We start from the raw sequence: 13,525 nt of genomic DNA, 5'->3' as shown, positions 1-13,525 counted from the left end.
CAGGGGCTCAGCCCTTGACCGCGCCGACGGCGAGGCCGGAGGCGATCCTGCGCTGGACGAGGAGGAAGAAGACCACGACGGGCAGGGCGGTCAGGGTGGCACCGGCCATGAGACCGCCGTAGTCGGTCCCGAAGCTGGTCTGGAAGGAGACCAGCCAGATGCTGACGGTCTGCTTCTCCGGAGTCGACAGCAGGATGTAGACGAGGACGTACTCGTTCCACGCCTGGACGAGGGCGAAGACGGAGGTGGCGACGATGCCGGGTGCGAGCAGCGGGAGCACCACCCGGCGGAACGCGCCGAGCCGGCCGCAGCCGTCGACCATGGCCGCCTCCTCGAGTTCCACGGGGACCCCGGCGATGAAGCCGCGCAGCATCCAGACCGTGAACGGCAGTGTGAACACCAGGTAGGTGAGGACCACGCCGGTGAGGCTGTCGGTCATCCCGACGTCGTTCAGCAGCAGGTAGACCGGGATGATCAGGGCCGTCAGCGGGACCATCTGGACGATGAGGATCACCACGACGAAGGCCTTGCGGCCCGCGAAGCGGAAGCGGGCGAGGGCGAAGGCGGCGAGCGCGCCGACGACCAGCGACACCAGGACGGTGCCGATGCCGATGACGACGCTGGAGCGGACGTTGGCCCAGAAGGTCTCGGTGCCCAGCGCCCGGGCGAAGTTGTCGAGCGTGGGGCGGCCCGGCCAGAACTTCGGTGGCAGGCTCAGGATCTCGGTGGCCGGCCGGAACGCGGTGAGCACCATCCAGTAGACGGGGAAGCCGATCACCGCGGCGACGAGCAGTCCGAGCAGGTCGTGGCCCAGCGACCGCCGTCGCCTCATTCGATCTCTCCCGTCCTGAGCATCTGACGCAGGTGGACGACCGATCCGGCGAGCAGCAGGACGACGGTCACGAGCGCGATCGCGGCCCCGGTGCTGTAGCGGTTCACGGCGAAGGACTCGATGAAGGAGTAGACGCCCAGCAGGTAGTACTCCCGCTCGGGCTGGCCGCCGCGCATGAGCCAGATCTGGTTGAAGACGCCGAAGTCCCAGATGGCCGACAGCGTGGTCACCATGACGAGGACCGGTCTGATCACCGGCAGGGTGACGTGCCGGAAGACCTGGAGGGGCCGGGCCCCGTCGAGGACCGCGGACTCCTCCAGTTCGGGCGGGACCTGGGCCAGCGCGGCCCGCAGGGTGATCGCGGCGAACGGCAGCGAGCCCCACACCACGACGGCGACGATGACGGTGAACCCCTGCCAGGGGTTGGTGAACCAGTTGTGGCGGGCCAGGTCGACCCCGGGCAGGTTCGAGAGCAGCCAGTTCACCACGCCGTAGTCGGCGTCGAAGAGCCAGCGGAAGACCGACGAGGCGACCATGACGGGCATGGCCCACACGGTGACCAGCACCCCGGCGATGACGGCGCGCACCCACGGGGAGACCCGGTGCATCAGCCGGGCGGTGAACAGCCCGCAGAGCACGGTGAGGGCGACGCACACCGCGGTGAAGAGCACCGTGCGGGCGACCACCGTCCAGAAGAACCCGTCCCCGAGGATCCTGCGGAACTGGTCCAGCCCGGCCCACGGCGGCGAGGTGCCACCGAACAGCTGCTCGCGGGTCATGTCCTGGAAGGAGAGGACGACCATGTCCACGAGCGGGTAGCCGAGCACCAGGACGAGCGCGAGGACGGTCGGGCCGATCAGCAGGTACGGCAGCAGCGGACGCCGCCGCCGGACCCGGTCAGCGCTCATTGATCACTTCGTCGATCCGCCGGTCCGCGTCCCGCGCGGCGTCCTGCACCGACACCTTGCCGTTGGCGATCCGCTCCAGCATCTCGGGCAGGACGTTGGACTTCTCCACCGACGTCCAGCCGGGCGCGAACGGGGTCATCCAGCCCCCGGTCGCCGCGGCCTGGGCGGCGGGGCCGTTGATGCCGCCGGCGGCGACCTCGGTCAGCTGGGTGGTGTTGTTGGGCAGGGTGTTCGCGGCGATCAGCGTCTTCTGGGACTCCCGGTCGGTGAACAGCCTGATCCAGTCGGCGGCCAGGTCCTTGCGCGTCGACTTGGCCGGCACGGCCAGGGTGGAGCCGCCGAGGAAGGGCGGCAGGAGTTTGCCGGACGGGCCGGGGAAGGGGAAGGTGGCGAACTTGTCCTTCAGCTTCGGGTCCCCGCCGGAGCGCTCGTCGGCGGCGGCGCCGGCCTCCCAGGTGTTGCCGTAGAAGACGCCCACGCGGCCCTGGCCGACGACGGCCGGCTGGTCGCCGTTGTCCTTGGCGCGGTCGCCGACGTAGTAGGCGTCGATCAGCCGCTTCCACTCGGTGAGCCCGGCGACGGAGTTGGGCGAGGACAGCGAGGCCTTCCAGCGGTTGCCGTCCTTCACCGCGATCTCGCCGCCCGCGTCCTTCAGGAAGGCCATGGCCGCGTACCAGTAGCGGCCGGGCATGTAGAGGGCGGAGAAGTTCGGGTCCTGGGTGCCGAAGGTGCTCTTCAGTCGGTCGAACGCGGAGAGGAGTTCGGGGTACGTCTTCGGGGCGCCCGGCACACCGGCCTGGGTGAAGTAGTCGGTGCGGTAGACACCGACCCGGGCCCCGACGTAGTAGGGCACGCAGTAGACCTTGCCGTTGTCGCGGCAGGCGTCGGCGAGCGCCGGCAGCCAGGCGTCCGACTGGTCGAAGCGGGCCGGGTCGAGGGTGGCGAAGGCGCCGTTGACGATGTAGTTGGTGGTCTCGCTGTTGCCCATCTCCACCACGTCGGGCACGTTCTTCCCGGCGAGGACGGCGTCCAGCTTCTGGTTCTTCGTCGTCCACTGCTGGTACTGGACGTCGACCCGGACCCCGGGGTGGGCCTTGGCGAAGCGGTCGTTGGTGGACTGGACCAGTTGTGGCCAGTTCTCCTGGGCGTCCACGGCCAGCCACACCGTCAGCTTGCCGCCGGCCCCGGAACCGCTGCCCGAGCCGGAGCCGCCGCATCCGGCCGCGGCCAGGGACAGGAGCAGGGTGAGGACCAGGGGGCGGCAGGACGCGCGAATGGCCATGGGGTCTCCAAGTTCACTGTGGGGGTGACCTTTTGACTACCCCTCAGATCAGCTTGCGTCGCGGGGGAGCGGACATTCGGCCGGAAGACGTCCGACTCCGGGCCCGGCGGAGACCCCAACTTTCGGATGGGGCGAGGCCCTTCGCATTCGCACCTCCCAGGTCGACGGGTGGTGCGGCAGCGAGCCCGGCTGCCCGGGAGGAACAGTGAACGGCAGACCGGCGCCTGCTGTGACGACGTATTCAGGACAGATTGGAGTAGACCAATAGCGAGGCTCACCCGCCGGGCGTGCGGCGGGCCTCCGGGAGCAGGGCGCGGAAGGCCGCGGCCACGGCGTCGGGGTGTTCCTGCATGGCGACGTGGCCGACGCCGGGCAGGGTGAGGAGCCGGGCGTCCCGGAAGGCCGTGTAGGACCGGGCCGCCGTACGGAAGGGGACGAGGCGGTCCTCGCGGCCGAAGACGAGCAGGGTGGGGGCGGTGACCCGGCGGGCCTGGTGCCAGGGCGAGGGCTCGCCCGGCAGCCGGAGGTGGGCCCGGACGACGGCGCGCACGCCCTCCACCAACATCTTCCGGTTGTACGGGAGTTCGGCGCGGCGCAGGCGCTCGCGCACTTCGGTCGCCCGCTGTTCGGCGTTGACGCGGGACGGGTCGGCGTAGATCAGGCGGTAGAGGTCGTCGAGCTGGCGGTCGGGGCCCCGGGTGGACAGCAGCCGGGCGTACAGGCGGGCGGCGCCCGGCAGGCCCAGCAGGGAGATCCGCAGGGCCTGCGGCGATGGGAGGGCGGGCAGGACCGGGGAGACGAGGGTCAGGGTGGCGACCAGCTCCGGGCGGTGGGCGGCGAGGTGGAGGGCGGTCAGGCCGCCGAGCGAGTTGCCGACCAGGTGGACGCGGCGGTGCCCGGTGCGGACGAGGTGGCGGGCGACGGCCGCGGCCTGGCGCCCGACGGTGACGAGGCCGTCGGGCGGGGGAGCGGAGCGGCCGAAGCCCGGGAGGTCGAGGGCCAGGCAGTGCACCGACGACCGGAGGCGCTCGATCAGGGCGGCCCAGTTGTGGGTCCAGCCGCCCAGTCCGTGCAGGAACACGGCGGTGTCGGCGTCCGGGCGGGCGCCGGGTACGTAGGCGGTGGAGAGCGGCTGGTGCATGACGGGTCCGTTCCTCGGTCTCACCCGCGCCCCGCGGCGGAGGACTCCGCCAGCGCGAGCCGGTAGTGGTCGACGAGCCGGTCGCCGACCGCCTCCCAGCTGCGTTCCACGACCGCGGCCCGGCCCGCCCGGCCGAACGCCCGGCGGAGCTCCGCGTCCCGGGCGAGCCGTTCCACCGCCTCCCGGAACCCGGTGCCCGCGCCGGGCGGGACGAGGAAGCCGGTGCGTCCGGGCTGGACCAGGTCGAGCGGTCCGCCGACGGCGGGGGCGATCACGGGCAGGCCGCTGGCCATCGCCTCCTGGAGGGTCTGGCCGAAGGTCTCGAACGGTCCGGTGTGCGCGAAGACGTCGAACGAGGCGTAGAGCCGGGCGAGTTCGTGCCCGGTGCGGCGGCCCAGGAAGAGCGCGTCCGGCAGCGCGGCGCCCAGCCGGGCGCGGCTGGGGCCGTCGCCGACCACCACCAGCCGTACGCCCGGGAGCCGGGACACCTCGGCCAGCCGCTCGACCTGCTTCTCCGGCGCCAGCCGCCCGACGTAGCCGACCAGCACCTCGCCGGGCCGGCCGAGGCGCCGGCGCAGGGCCTCGTCCCGGTGGCCGGGGTGGAAGCGCACGCAGTCGACGCCGCGCGGCCACAGGTGGACCCGGGGGACCCCGTGGGCCGTCAGGGCGTCGAGCGAGGCCCGGGACGGCGCCAGGGTCCGCGCGGCCGCCGTGTGGATGAGCCGCAGCCGGTGCCAGGCCAGCCGGGCCCCGGCGGCTCCGGCGAAGGGCAGGTAGGTCCGGGCGTACGCGGCGAGGTCGGTCTGGTAGACGGCGACGACGGGGACGCCCGCGCGCCCGGCCGCCGCCGCTCCGGCCGCCCCGAGGGCGAACGGGCCCGCCAGGTGCACCACATGGGGGCGGTGCTGCTCGACGGCGTCGGCCACCCGGCGCCCGGGGAGGGCGACCCGCACCTCCGGGTAGCCGGGCAGCGGGACGGACGGGACGCGGACCACCCGGTAGCCGTACGCCGACTCGTACGGCTCGCTTCCGCTTCCGCTCCCGCTGGCGTTCCCGCTCGTGCGGCGCTGGGCCGCCGGGGCCACCACCAGCGGGACGTGCCCCCGGGCCAGGAGGTGCTCGGCGGTCCGGAGCACGCTGTGGGCCACGCCGTTGACCTGCGGGGCGAAGGACTCGGCGACGATCACCACCCGCAGCCGCTCGCCACCGGGGGCCGGGCCGGCCGCGGCGGGCGCCGCCGGCCCGGGCAGGACCCCGCTCACCGGGCGGCCTCCGCAGGTGCCGTGCGCTTCGCCGCGGCCGCGGCCTCCGGACGGGCCGGGACGGACCGGCCGACCGCGCGCAGGTCCCGCAGGATCTCCCGGAAACAGGCGGTCAGACCCGCCTCGGCGTACGGCACGCCGATCTCCGCGCAGTAGGCGCGCACGATGCGCGAGGCCGGGCGCAGCGCCGCCACCGGCATGGCCGGGAAGAGGTGGTGCTCGATCTGGAGGCCGAGGCCGCCGAAGAGGAAGTGGACGAACCGGCCGGCCCGCAGGTTGCGGGAGGGCAGCACCTGCCGCCGGAGGTAGTCGGTGCGCTCGGCGCCGGGGCCGGTCATCGGCATGCCCTTGTGGTTGGGGGCGAAGATGCAGCCCAGGTAGACGCCGAACAGTGCCCCGAACAGCGCCGTGAAGGCGAGCGCCTGGAGCGGGGAGAGCACGAGGACGGTCAGGGCCGCCGCGACGGCGTAGTGCAGTACGGCGAGGGTGCGTTCCAGCGCCGGGTGCCTGACGGTGCCGCGGGTGAGGGTCAGGCCGGTGGCGACGAGCAGGCCGAGTGCCTGGAAGGACAGCAGCGGGAAGAACAGTGCCGCCTGGTTCCGTGCCACGAACCGCCGCAACCCCCTTCTCCGATCGGCCTGTTGGGCGGTCCGGGCGAAGAGGAGGGAGTCGGCGGCCGGGTCCTGGCCCTCGCGGTTCGGGTGGGCGTGGTGCCGGTTGTGGTCGTCGACCCACCAGCCGTAGCTCATGCCGACCACCAGGTTCCCCAGCACGATGCCCACCAGGTCGGTCGTCCGGCGGTCGGCGAACACCGCGCGGTGCGCGACGTCATGGCCGAGCAGCGCCAACTGGCCCAGTACGAGGGCGAACAGCGGCGCCAGGCCGAGCTGCCACCAGCTCGCGCCGAGCGCCGTGAACCCGGCCAGCAGCCCCGCCAGCGCGGCCAGAAGCGCCGCGCTCCGGCACGCGTAGTACAGCGGGCGCCGACGCAGCAGACCGGCCTGCGCCACGCGCCGGTACAGTTCGGCGAACTCGCCGCGCCGGGCGGTCCCGGTGCTCGGGGTGTCCGGGATGTCCTGAACGGTCATGCCACCAATCCGGTCTCGGGCCGCCCCGGCCGGCTGTGTCCCGCGCCGCGTGCCTGGGGCTCGAAGGCCCTGAGCCTTCCGTACCCGACCCGTCGGTGTCCCGCGCTGCCGGTGAATGCGACCCGATCGGGCGGGCGGCGGCCACGGGCTGACGGCCCGCCGTTCGGAGGTCGGGAATCCGTACGGTCCGCCGCCGGGGGAGTGGATTGTGGGGAGGCCGTCGACGCGATCGGGCTCCTGGAGCCGTCCGTCCGGCAGGCGAGGGGGCGTGACCGTCTGTTGATCCGACCGGATGGCGGCCCTTCGCCGCGCGGCGCGCCGGGTCGTCGCCGAACCGGGCGTGTCCCGGTACGCGGGCTAGGTTCGGGTCCGTGACCGGCAACGACGCGGTCCTGGCGCTGATGGTCGTCACGGCGCTGGGCTTCGACTTCACCAACGGCTTCCACGACACCGGCAACGCGATGGCGACCTCGATCGTGACCGGCGCCCTCCCGCCGCGCGTCGCGGTCGCCGTCTCGGCGGTGCTCAACCTGGTCGGCGCGTTCCTGTCGACCGCCGTGGCGGCGACCATCGCCAACGGCCTGGTCGCCAGTGGGGAGGTGACCCTGACGGTGGTGTGCGCCGGCCTGACCGGCAGCATCCTGTGGAACCTGGCCACCTGGTTCCTCGGGATCCCCTCCAGCTCCTCGCACGCGCTGATCGGCGGGGTGGTCGGGGCGACGGTGGCGGCGGCCGGGGTCGGGGCCGTCAAGTGGCAGGGGCTGGTCTCCAAGGTGATCGTGCCCGCGGCGCTGTCGCCGTTCATCGCCGGCGGGGTGGCGGTGGTCGGCACCCTCCTGGTCTACCGCCTCACCCGGGACGTGCCCGAGGGCCCGCGCGGGCGCGGGTTCCGGCTCGGCCAGATCGGCTCGGCCTCCATGGTGTCGCTCGCCCACGGCACCAACGACGCGCAGAAGACCATGGGAGCCATCACCCTGGCCCTGATCGCCAACGGCACCCTGCAGGCCGGGGCGAAGGCGCCGGACTGGGTGATCGTCTCCTGCGCGCTGGCGATCGCCCTGGGCACCTACATCGGCGGCTGGCGGGTGATCCGCGCGCTGGGCAAGGGGCTGGTGGAGATCGAGCCGCCGCAGGGGATGGCCGCCGAGTCGGCCTCGGCCGCGGTGATCCTCTGCTCCACCGACTTCGGCTACTCGCTCTCCACCACCCACGTGGCCACCGGGTCGATCCTGGGCTCGGGGATCGGGCGGAGCGGTGCCGTGGTGCGCTGGCAGCTCGCCCGCCGGATGGTGGCGGCCTGGCTGCTCACCCTGCCGGCCGCGGCGGGGGTCGGCGCGGTGGCCTACTGGACCGCGAACGGGATCGGCGGGACGACCGGGGTGGCGGTGATCTTCACCGTGCTGGTGCTGGCGTCGGTCGCCTTCTTCGCCGCCTCCCGCTACCCGGCCGTGACGCCGGAGAACGTCAACGCCGCCTGGACCGGTTCGGTGGCCCCGGAGCCCGTCAAGGACGAGGTGAGGTCGTGAACTCCTGGGTCAACCTGGACGCGGTGTGGAAGATCGTCGTGGTGGGCCTGGTCACCGGTGCCGGCCTGCCCGCGCTGTTCGCCCTCGGCCTGCGCCTGCTCAACCCGTCCGGTCCGTCGGACCCGTCCGCCGCGTCCGGCCCGGCCGACGAGGCGGCGGCCGTCCGACCCACCGCCGGCCCGGTCGGCTCCACCCTGGCCGGACTCCTCTTCGCGCTGGTGCTCGCGGCGATCGGCTGGGGCATCTACGTCATCGTCAACCACCGCTGACCGTCCGCCGCCCCGGCCCGGCCCGGGCGGGCCCCGCCGAATTCCGCTCCGGCAACCGGGTGAAATGGTACGGAGTCGCCTGGCGCGAATGGAAGCCGGGCCCGACGCTGCCAGAATGCAATTTCTCCGAGGGCCACCTGAACGGACGGGGCCACTGGACGGCAGGAGCGGAACATGCGACTCGTTCGACCACGCAATAGTTCGGAAAGCGCGCCCGACCTGGATGCGGCGCGTCTCCCGTGGACGTTGATGTACCACTCGGTGACGTCGGCGACCGAGGATCCCTATCTGATCACCGTCGACCCCGCGCGATTCCGCCGCCAGCTGCGCTGGCTGTCCGCGCGCGGACTGCGCGGGGTGTCGGTGGGCGAGCTGATGCGTTCCCACCGGAACGGAACCGCCGCGGGAAAGGTGGGGCTCAGCTTCGACGACGGATACCGCGACTTCGTGGAGGAGGCCCTGCCCGCACTGGCGGAGTACGACTTCACGGCGACGGTCTACGTGGTGGCCGGCCGGCTCGGGGGGTACAACGACTGGGACGAGCAGGGCCCGCGCAAGCCGCTGATGACGGCGGCCCAGGTCCGCGAGGCCGCCGCCGAGGGGGTGGAGATCGGCTCGCACGGGCTGACGCACCGGCGGCTGGCGGGCCTGGGGGCGCGGGATCTGGCGGCCCAGGTCGCCGACAGCCGCCACGTGCTGGAGGACCTCACGGGCCGGTCGGTCGAGGGGTTCTGCTACCCGTACGGTTCGCTCGACGGCGCCGCCGTGGAGGCGGTGGCGCACACCGGGTACGGGTACGGGTGCGCGGTCAGCCCCGGTGTCCACGGCGGGGAGTTCGCGCTTCCCCGATGTTACGTCGGCGACCGGGACGGGCCGCTGCACCTGACCGCGAAGTTGGTGCGCGACCGCTGGTTGCGCTGACGGTCGCTCAGGGGGCGGTGGCGGCCGGCTCCAGGTGCAGCCAGGACTCGTGCCAGAGCAGGGCGCACCGCCGGTCGCAGCCGGTGGCGAGCGGCTCGCCACCGCAGCGCAGGCCGTCGAGGATGAACCAGCGCCCCCCGGTGGGGTGTTGCCACCAGGCGAGGGACCGGTGGCGCAGTTCGAGGGCGCTGTGACGGGTGCCGGTGTGGTGTTCCATCCCCGGCTGGAAGGGGACGCCGTGCAGGCGCCCGTCGGGGTCGAGGGTCGCGCGGATCTCCGCGAGGCCGCGCACGGTCGCCCACAGGGCGACGGGACGGGGGGCGGGGACCGGCGCGGGCGCGGGCTCCAGCCATTCGTCGCGGAACAGCAGGGCGCAGTCCAGCCCGCAGCCCTGGGCGCCGTCGGCGCCGTGGCAGGTGGCGCCGGCCAGCGCGACGGTGCCCGACAGGCGCCGCACCCGGTAGTGGTCGTCGATCATGCGGCGCACGATGCGCTCGACCTGGTAGACGCCGCCGCAGAACGACCACTGGCTGCCGGTGAACCACAGGCCGCGGTGGCGGTCCTTGGCGTCGAGGGTGGCGCGCACAGCGGCCTCGTCCTTCACCCGGACCCAGTCCCCCTCGGCGAACCGGGAGGGCCGGCCGGGCGCCGGAACGTCGGCGCGGCGCTCGCGCAGGCCCTCGCGGGCGATCCTGGCGCGGCGCACGACGCCGAGTGGGGGAAGGTCGCGCAGGGGCAGGTTCTTGTACTGGCACCGGTTCGCGGCGGTTCCGCAGAGCGGCTCCGCGGTATGGGTGAACCGTGATTCCTCAACGGCCATCAGTGAAATCCCATCGGGTCGGAGATATCGGCACAGGCTAGCGCACCCGGTCTTTTACGCGCTGGCTCGTCGGACCCTACCGGCGCCATGTCGAAAGAAATAACACTAGACGCACTAAGAGTCCCATGGGGTGAAACATCGCCGTTCCCGGGGAATTCTGGTCAGGGTCCGTGTTCATGTGCGTGTAATGTTTCCATCGTTGTCGGGGTGGAGTGGCCGAGTGGCTAGGCGGCGGCTTGCAGGGCCGTTCAGATGGGTTCGATTCCTATCTCCACCTTTTTCTTCCGAGTTCTTTCGAGAGCTTTCGAGTTCCTGTCGGGAGACGCGCCCGGAACAGGACGAGCGGTGCGGTCACCTGGGGCTCCGGGGGAACAATCACCCGGCGAAGGGATCGCTCATGTCCACCTCTCCCAGCGGCTCGGCCGCCCCGCTGCGCGCCGTCCAGGTCGCGGGGCCGGGTGCGGCCCCCGAGCTGGTCGAGGTCCCCTCGCGGGAACCCGGTCCGGGAGCCGTGCGGATCACCGTGGAGGCGTGCGGGGTCTGCCACTCCGACCTGCTCATCGCCGGCGGCCTGCTGCCCGGCAGCACCTTCCCGATCACCCCGGGGCACGAGATCGCCGGCCGCGTCGACGCCCTCGGCGAGGGTGTGGAGGGCTGGCGGGTCGGCGACCGGGTCGCGGTCGGCTGGTACGGCGGCAGCTGCGGGCACTGCGACGCGTGCCGGGCGGGCGACGGCCTGCACTGCGCGCGGGTCGAGATCCCCGGCGTCGCCTATCCGGGCGGGTTCGCCGACTCCGTCGTCGTCCCGGCCGTGGCCCTGGCGGCGGTCCCGGACGAGCTCACCGCGGTCGAGGCGGCGCCACTGGCCTGCGCGGGGGTGACGGTCTTCAACGCCCTGCGCCGCTCCGCCGCACGGCCCGGGGACACCGTCGCCATCCTGGGGATCGGTGGACTCGGCCACCTGGGCGTCCAGTTCGCCGAGAAGATGGGCTTCCGCACCGTCGCCATCGCCCGCGGCGAGGAGAAGGGGCCGCTCGCGCTCCGGCTCGGCGCCGCCCACTACATCGACAGCACCGCGGGCGATGTCGCCGAGGCCCTACGGCAGTTGGGAGGTGCGAAGGTGGTCCTGTCCACCGTCACCAACGCGCCCGCCGTGGTGGCGACGATCGACGGGATCACCCGTCGGGGCGAGCTCGTCATGGTCGGACTCCCGGCGGAGCCGCTGCAGCTGAGCGCCCTGCAGTTGATCCAGGGCGACCGGAAGGTCTACGCGCACTCCTCGGGCATCGCGGTCGACACCCAGGACACGCTGCGCTTCGCGGCGCAGACGGGGGTGCGGGCCTGGGTCGAGGAGGTGCCGCTGGAGCGGACCGCGGCGGCGGTGGAGAAGATGGCCGCCAACCGGGCCCGCTTCCGCATGGTCGTCACCACCGGCCGCTGAGCGGCGGTCATCGGAGCCGGCCCTCGGAGCCGGTCCCTCGGGGCCGGCTCCCGGCGTGTCCGGGCAGGTGGACGGGGGTGAGCGGCCCTCCGGCGGCGCGGCGCGGGCGCGTACCCCTGGACTTACTAGGACGTCCAACTATATGGTCGACGGCAGGTCCGCGGTGTCAGGGAAGCCGGTGTGAGTCCGGCACGGTCCCGCCACTGTGACCGGGGAGTCCGTCCTCGCAGATGACGGCCACTGGCAGCCAGCCGGGAAGGCCTGAGGGCGTGCGGTGATCCGGGAGTCAGGATACCGGCCGCGGGTGGTTCGTGTTTTCCACGAGGATGGAGACGACACACATGACTCCGGGCTGCTCCCGTTCCACCGCGCCTGGCTGTCCCGTGCCGACGACCGCCGGGGCGCCCGCGTCCTGACGTACCGTCACACCGCCGTACGCCCGTGCCGAGGGGCGCACCACCGTGCGCCCGCCAGCAGGCGGCGGCCTCCATTCCTCCTCTCCCCACCCCTGTCGAGAGAAGGAACCGATGGTCCGAGAACTGACCCACTTCATCGCCGGCAAGCCCACCGCCGGCACCTCCGGCCGCTTCGGCGACGTGTACGACCCCAACACCGGCCGGGTGCAGGCCCGGGTGCCCCTGGCGAGCCGCGCCGAGGTCGAGGCGGTGATCGCCGACGCCGCGCAGGCCCAGCCCGCGTGGGCCGCCTGGAACCCGCAGCGGCGGGCCCGCGTCCTGCTGCGCTTCCTCCAACTCGTCGAGCAGGAGAAGGACGAGCTGGCCCGGCTGCTCTCCGCCGAGCACGGCAAGACCGTGGCCGACGCCCACGGCGACATCCAACGCGGCCTGGAGGTCGTGGAGTTCGCCGCCGGCATCCCGCACCTGCTGAAGGGCGAGTTCAGCGACAACGCCGGGACGGGCATCGACGTGTACTCGATGCGCCAGCCGCTCGGCGTGGTCGCGGGCATCACGCCGTTCAACTTCCCGGCGATGATCCCGCTCTGGAAGGCCGCGCCCGCGCTGGCCTGTGGGAACGCCTTCGTGCTCAAGCCCTCGGAGCGCGACCCCTCGGTGCCGCTGCGGCTGGCCGAGCTGTTCCTGGAGGCCGGGCTGCCGCCGGGCGTGCTCAATGTCGTCAACGGTGACAAGGAGGCCGTGGACACCCTGCTGGAGGACCCGCGCGTCCAGGCGCTCGGCTTCGTCGGCTCCACGCCGGTCGCCCAGTACGTGTACGCCACCGCCGCCGCGCACGGGAAGCGGGCGCAGTGCTTCGGCGGGGCCAAGAACCACCTGATCGTGATGCCGGACGCCGACCTCGACCAGGCGGCGGACGCGCTGATCGGCGCCGGGTACGGCTCGGCCGGGGAGCGCTGCATGGCGATCTCGGTGGCCGTCCCGGTGGGGGAGGCGACGGCGGACGCCCTGGTGGCGAAGCTGGTCGAGCGGATCGGCGCGCTCAAGGTCGGGCGGTCGGACGACCCGGCGGCGGACTTCGGCCCGCTGGTCGGCGCCGACGCGCTGGCGCGGGTGCGCGGCTACCTGGACCTCGGGGTCGAGGAGGGCGCCGAACTCGTCGTCGACGGACGGGACTTCCGGCTGGCCGGGCACGAGGACGGCTACTTCCTCGGCGCCTCGCTGTTCGATCGGGTCACGCCCGGCATGCGGATCTACCGGGAGGAGATCTTCGGGCCGGTGCTCACCGTGGTGCGTGCCGCCGACTACGAGGAGGCGCTGCGGCTGCCCAGCGAGCACGAGTTCGGCAACGGAGTGGCCATCTACACCCGGGACGGCGACACCGCCCGGGACTTCGCCCGGCGGGTGAACACCGGCATGGTCGGGGTCAACGTGCCGATCCCGGTGCCGATCGCCTACCACACCTTCGGCGGCTGGAAGCGCTCCGCGTTCGGCGACCTCAACCAGCACGGGCCGGACTCGATCCGCTTCTACACCCGCACCCGCACCGTCACCTCGCGCTGGCCCTCCGGGGCCAAGGAGGGCGCGAGCTTCACCATCCCGACGATGGGCTGAGGCGCGCC

Annotated in this window: 12 protein-coding genes, 1 tRNA gene and 1 riboswitch; of the genes, 6 read left to right on the top strand and 7 right to left on the bottom strand. The window is 73.1% G+C overall.

Features of this window, described 5'->3' with window-relative positions; translation table 11 throughout:
- Positions 1–7: 7 nt before the first annotated feature.
- The 6 genes from ACFU7Z_RS04725 to ACFU7Z_RS04700 form a co-directional block, all read right to left on the bottom strand.
- Positions 8–832 carry a carbohydrate ABC transporter permease gene (locus ACFU7Z_RS04725; protein ID WP_053112138.1) on the bottom strand — a complete coding sequence of 275 codons (825 nt, stop codon included), beginning with the start codon at positions 830–832 and terminating at the stop codon, positions 8–10.
- Positions 829–1,740, bottom strand: coding sequence for a carbohydrate ABC transporter permease (locus ACFU7Z_RS04720; protein ID WP_049653367.1), 912 nt, complete (start codon positions 1,738–1,740; stop codon positions 829–831). The genes ACFU7Z_RS04725 and ACFU7Z_RS04720 overlap by 4 nt, the downstream gene beginning before the upstream one ends.
- On the bottom strand, positions 1,730–3,022 hold the full coding sequence (locus ACFU7Z_RS04715; RefSeq protein ID WP_380776055.1) for an extracellular solute-binding protein: 1,293 nt from the start codon (positions 3,020–3,022) through the stop codon (positions 1,730–1,732). Before ACFU7Z_RS04715 ends, ACFU7Z_RS04720 begins: the two co-directional genes overlap by 11 nt.
- Positions 3,023–3,296: 274 nt before the next feature.
- Entirely contained in the window at positions 3,297–4,163 is an 867-nt protein-coding gene (locus ACFU7Z_RS04710) for an alpha/beta fold hydrolase (protein WP_380776052.1), read from the bottom strand.
- 20 nt (positions 4,164–4,183) lie between these two features.
- The gene (locus ACFU7Z_RS04705; RefSeq protein WP_074003805.1) at positions 4,184–5,359 is read right to left on the bottom strand and encodes a glycosyltransferase family 1 protein; all 1,176 of its coding nucleotides are present in this window, start codon (positions 5,357–5,359) and stop codon (positions 4,184–4,186) included.
- A 62-nt stretch (positions 5,360–5,421) separates the two neighbouring features.
- A complete protein-coding gene (locus ACFU7Z_RS04700) occupies positions 5,422–6,513 on the bottom strand; it encodes a fatty acid desaturase family protein (protein WP_380776049.1) in 1,092 nt (363 codons plus the stop codon).
- Positions 6,514–6,884: 371 nt separating this feature from the next.
- On the opposite strand from ACFU7Z_RS04700, the gene ACFU7Z_RS04695 reads away from it, so the two are divergent.
- From ACFU7Z_RS04695 to ACFU7Z_RS04685, 3 genes are all read left to right on the top strand, one after another.
- Positions 6,885–8,039: an inorganic phosphate transporter gene (locus ACFU7Z_RS04695; protein ID WP_241852963.1), complete on the top strand. Its 1,155-nt coding sequence runs from the start codon at positions 6,885–6,887 to the stop codon at positions 8,037–8,039.
- Positions 8,036–8,308 carry a hypothetical protein gene (locus ACFU7Z_RS04690; RefSeq protein WP_380776046.1) on the top strand — a complete coding sequence of 91 codons (273 nt, stop codon included), beginning with the start codon at positions 8,036–8,038 and terminating at the stop codon, positions 8,306–8,308. Before ACFU7Z_RS04695 ends, ACFU7Z_RS04690 begins: the two co-directional genes overlap by 4 nt.
- A gap of 261 nt (positions 8,309–8,569) precedes the next feature.
- Entirely contained in the window at positions 8,570–9,229 is a 660-nt protein-coding gene (locus tag ACFU7Z_RS04685; RefSeq protein ID WP_380776043.1) for a polysaccharide deacetylase family protein, read from the top strand.
- A 7-nt stretch (positions 9,230–9,236) separates the two neighbouring features.
- On the opposite strand, the gene ACFU7Z_RS04680 is transcribed toward ACFU7Z_RS04685, so the two are convergent.
- Entirely contained in the window at positions 9,237–10,049 is an 813-nt protein-coding gene (locus ACFU7Z_RS04680; protein ID WP_380776041.1) for a hypothetical protein, read from the bottom strand.
- Positions 10,050–10,255: 206 nt separating this feature from the next.
- Here ACFU7Z_RS04680 and ACFU7Z_RS04675 point away from each other — a divergent pair.
- The 3 genes from ACFU7Z_RS04675 to ACFU7Z_RS04665 all read left to right on the top strand — a co-directional run bounded on the left by ACFU7Z_RS04675 (position 10,256) and on the right by ACFU7Z_RS04665 (position 13,517).
- Positions 10,256–10,326: transfer RNA gene (locus ACFU7Z_RS04675), tRNA-Cys, on the top strand.
- Positions 10,327–10,446: 120 nt separating this feature from the next.
- A complete protein-coding gene (locus ACFU7Z_RS04670; protein WP_380776038.1) occupies positions 10,447–11,490 on the top strand; it encodes an alcohol dehydrogenase catalytic domain-containing protein in 1,044 nt (347 codons plus the stop codon).
- 126 nt (positions 11,491–11,616) lie between these two features.
- A riboswitch (cobalamin riboswitch) is annotated at positions 11,617–11,808 on the top strand.
- 209 nt (positions 11,809–12,017) lie between these two features.
- Positions 12,018–13,517: a CoA-acylating methylmalonate-semialdehyde dehydrogenase gene (locus tag ACFU7Z_RS04665; RefSeq protein WP_074003487.1), complete on the top strand. Its 1,500-nt coding sequence runs from the start codon at positions 12,018–12,020 to the stop codon at positions 13,515–13,517.
- Positions 13,518–13,525: the final 8 nt, after the last annotated feature.

The organism is Kitasatospora sp. NPDC057518 (assembly GCF_042802075.1).
Lineage (GTDB): Bacteria > Actinomycetota > Actinomycetes > Streptomycetales > Streptomycetaceae > Kitasatospora.
Note: the sequence above shows the minus strand (reverse complement) of the source record. Positions and strands in the feature narration are given on the sequence as shown.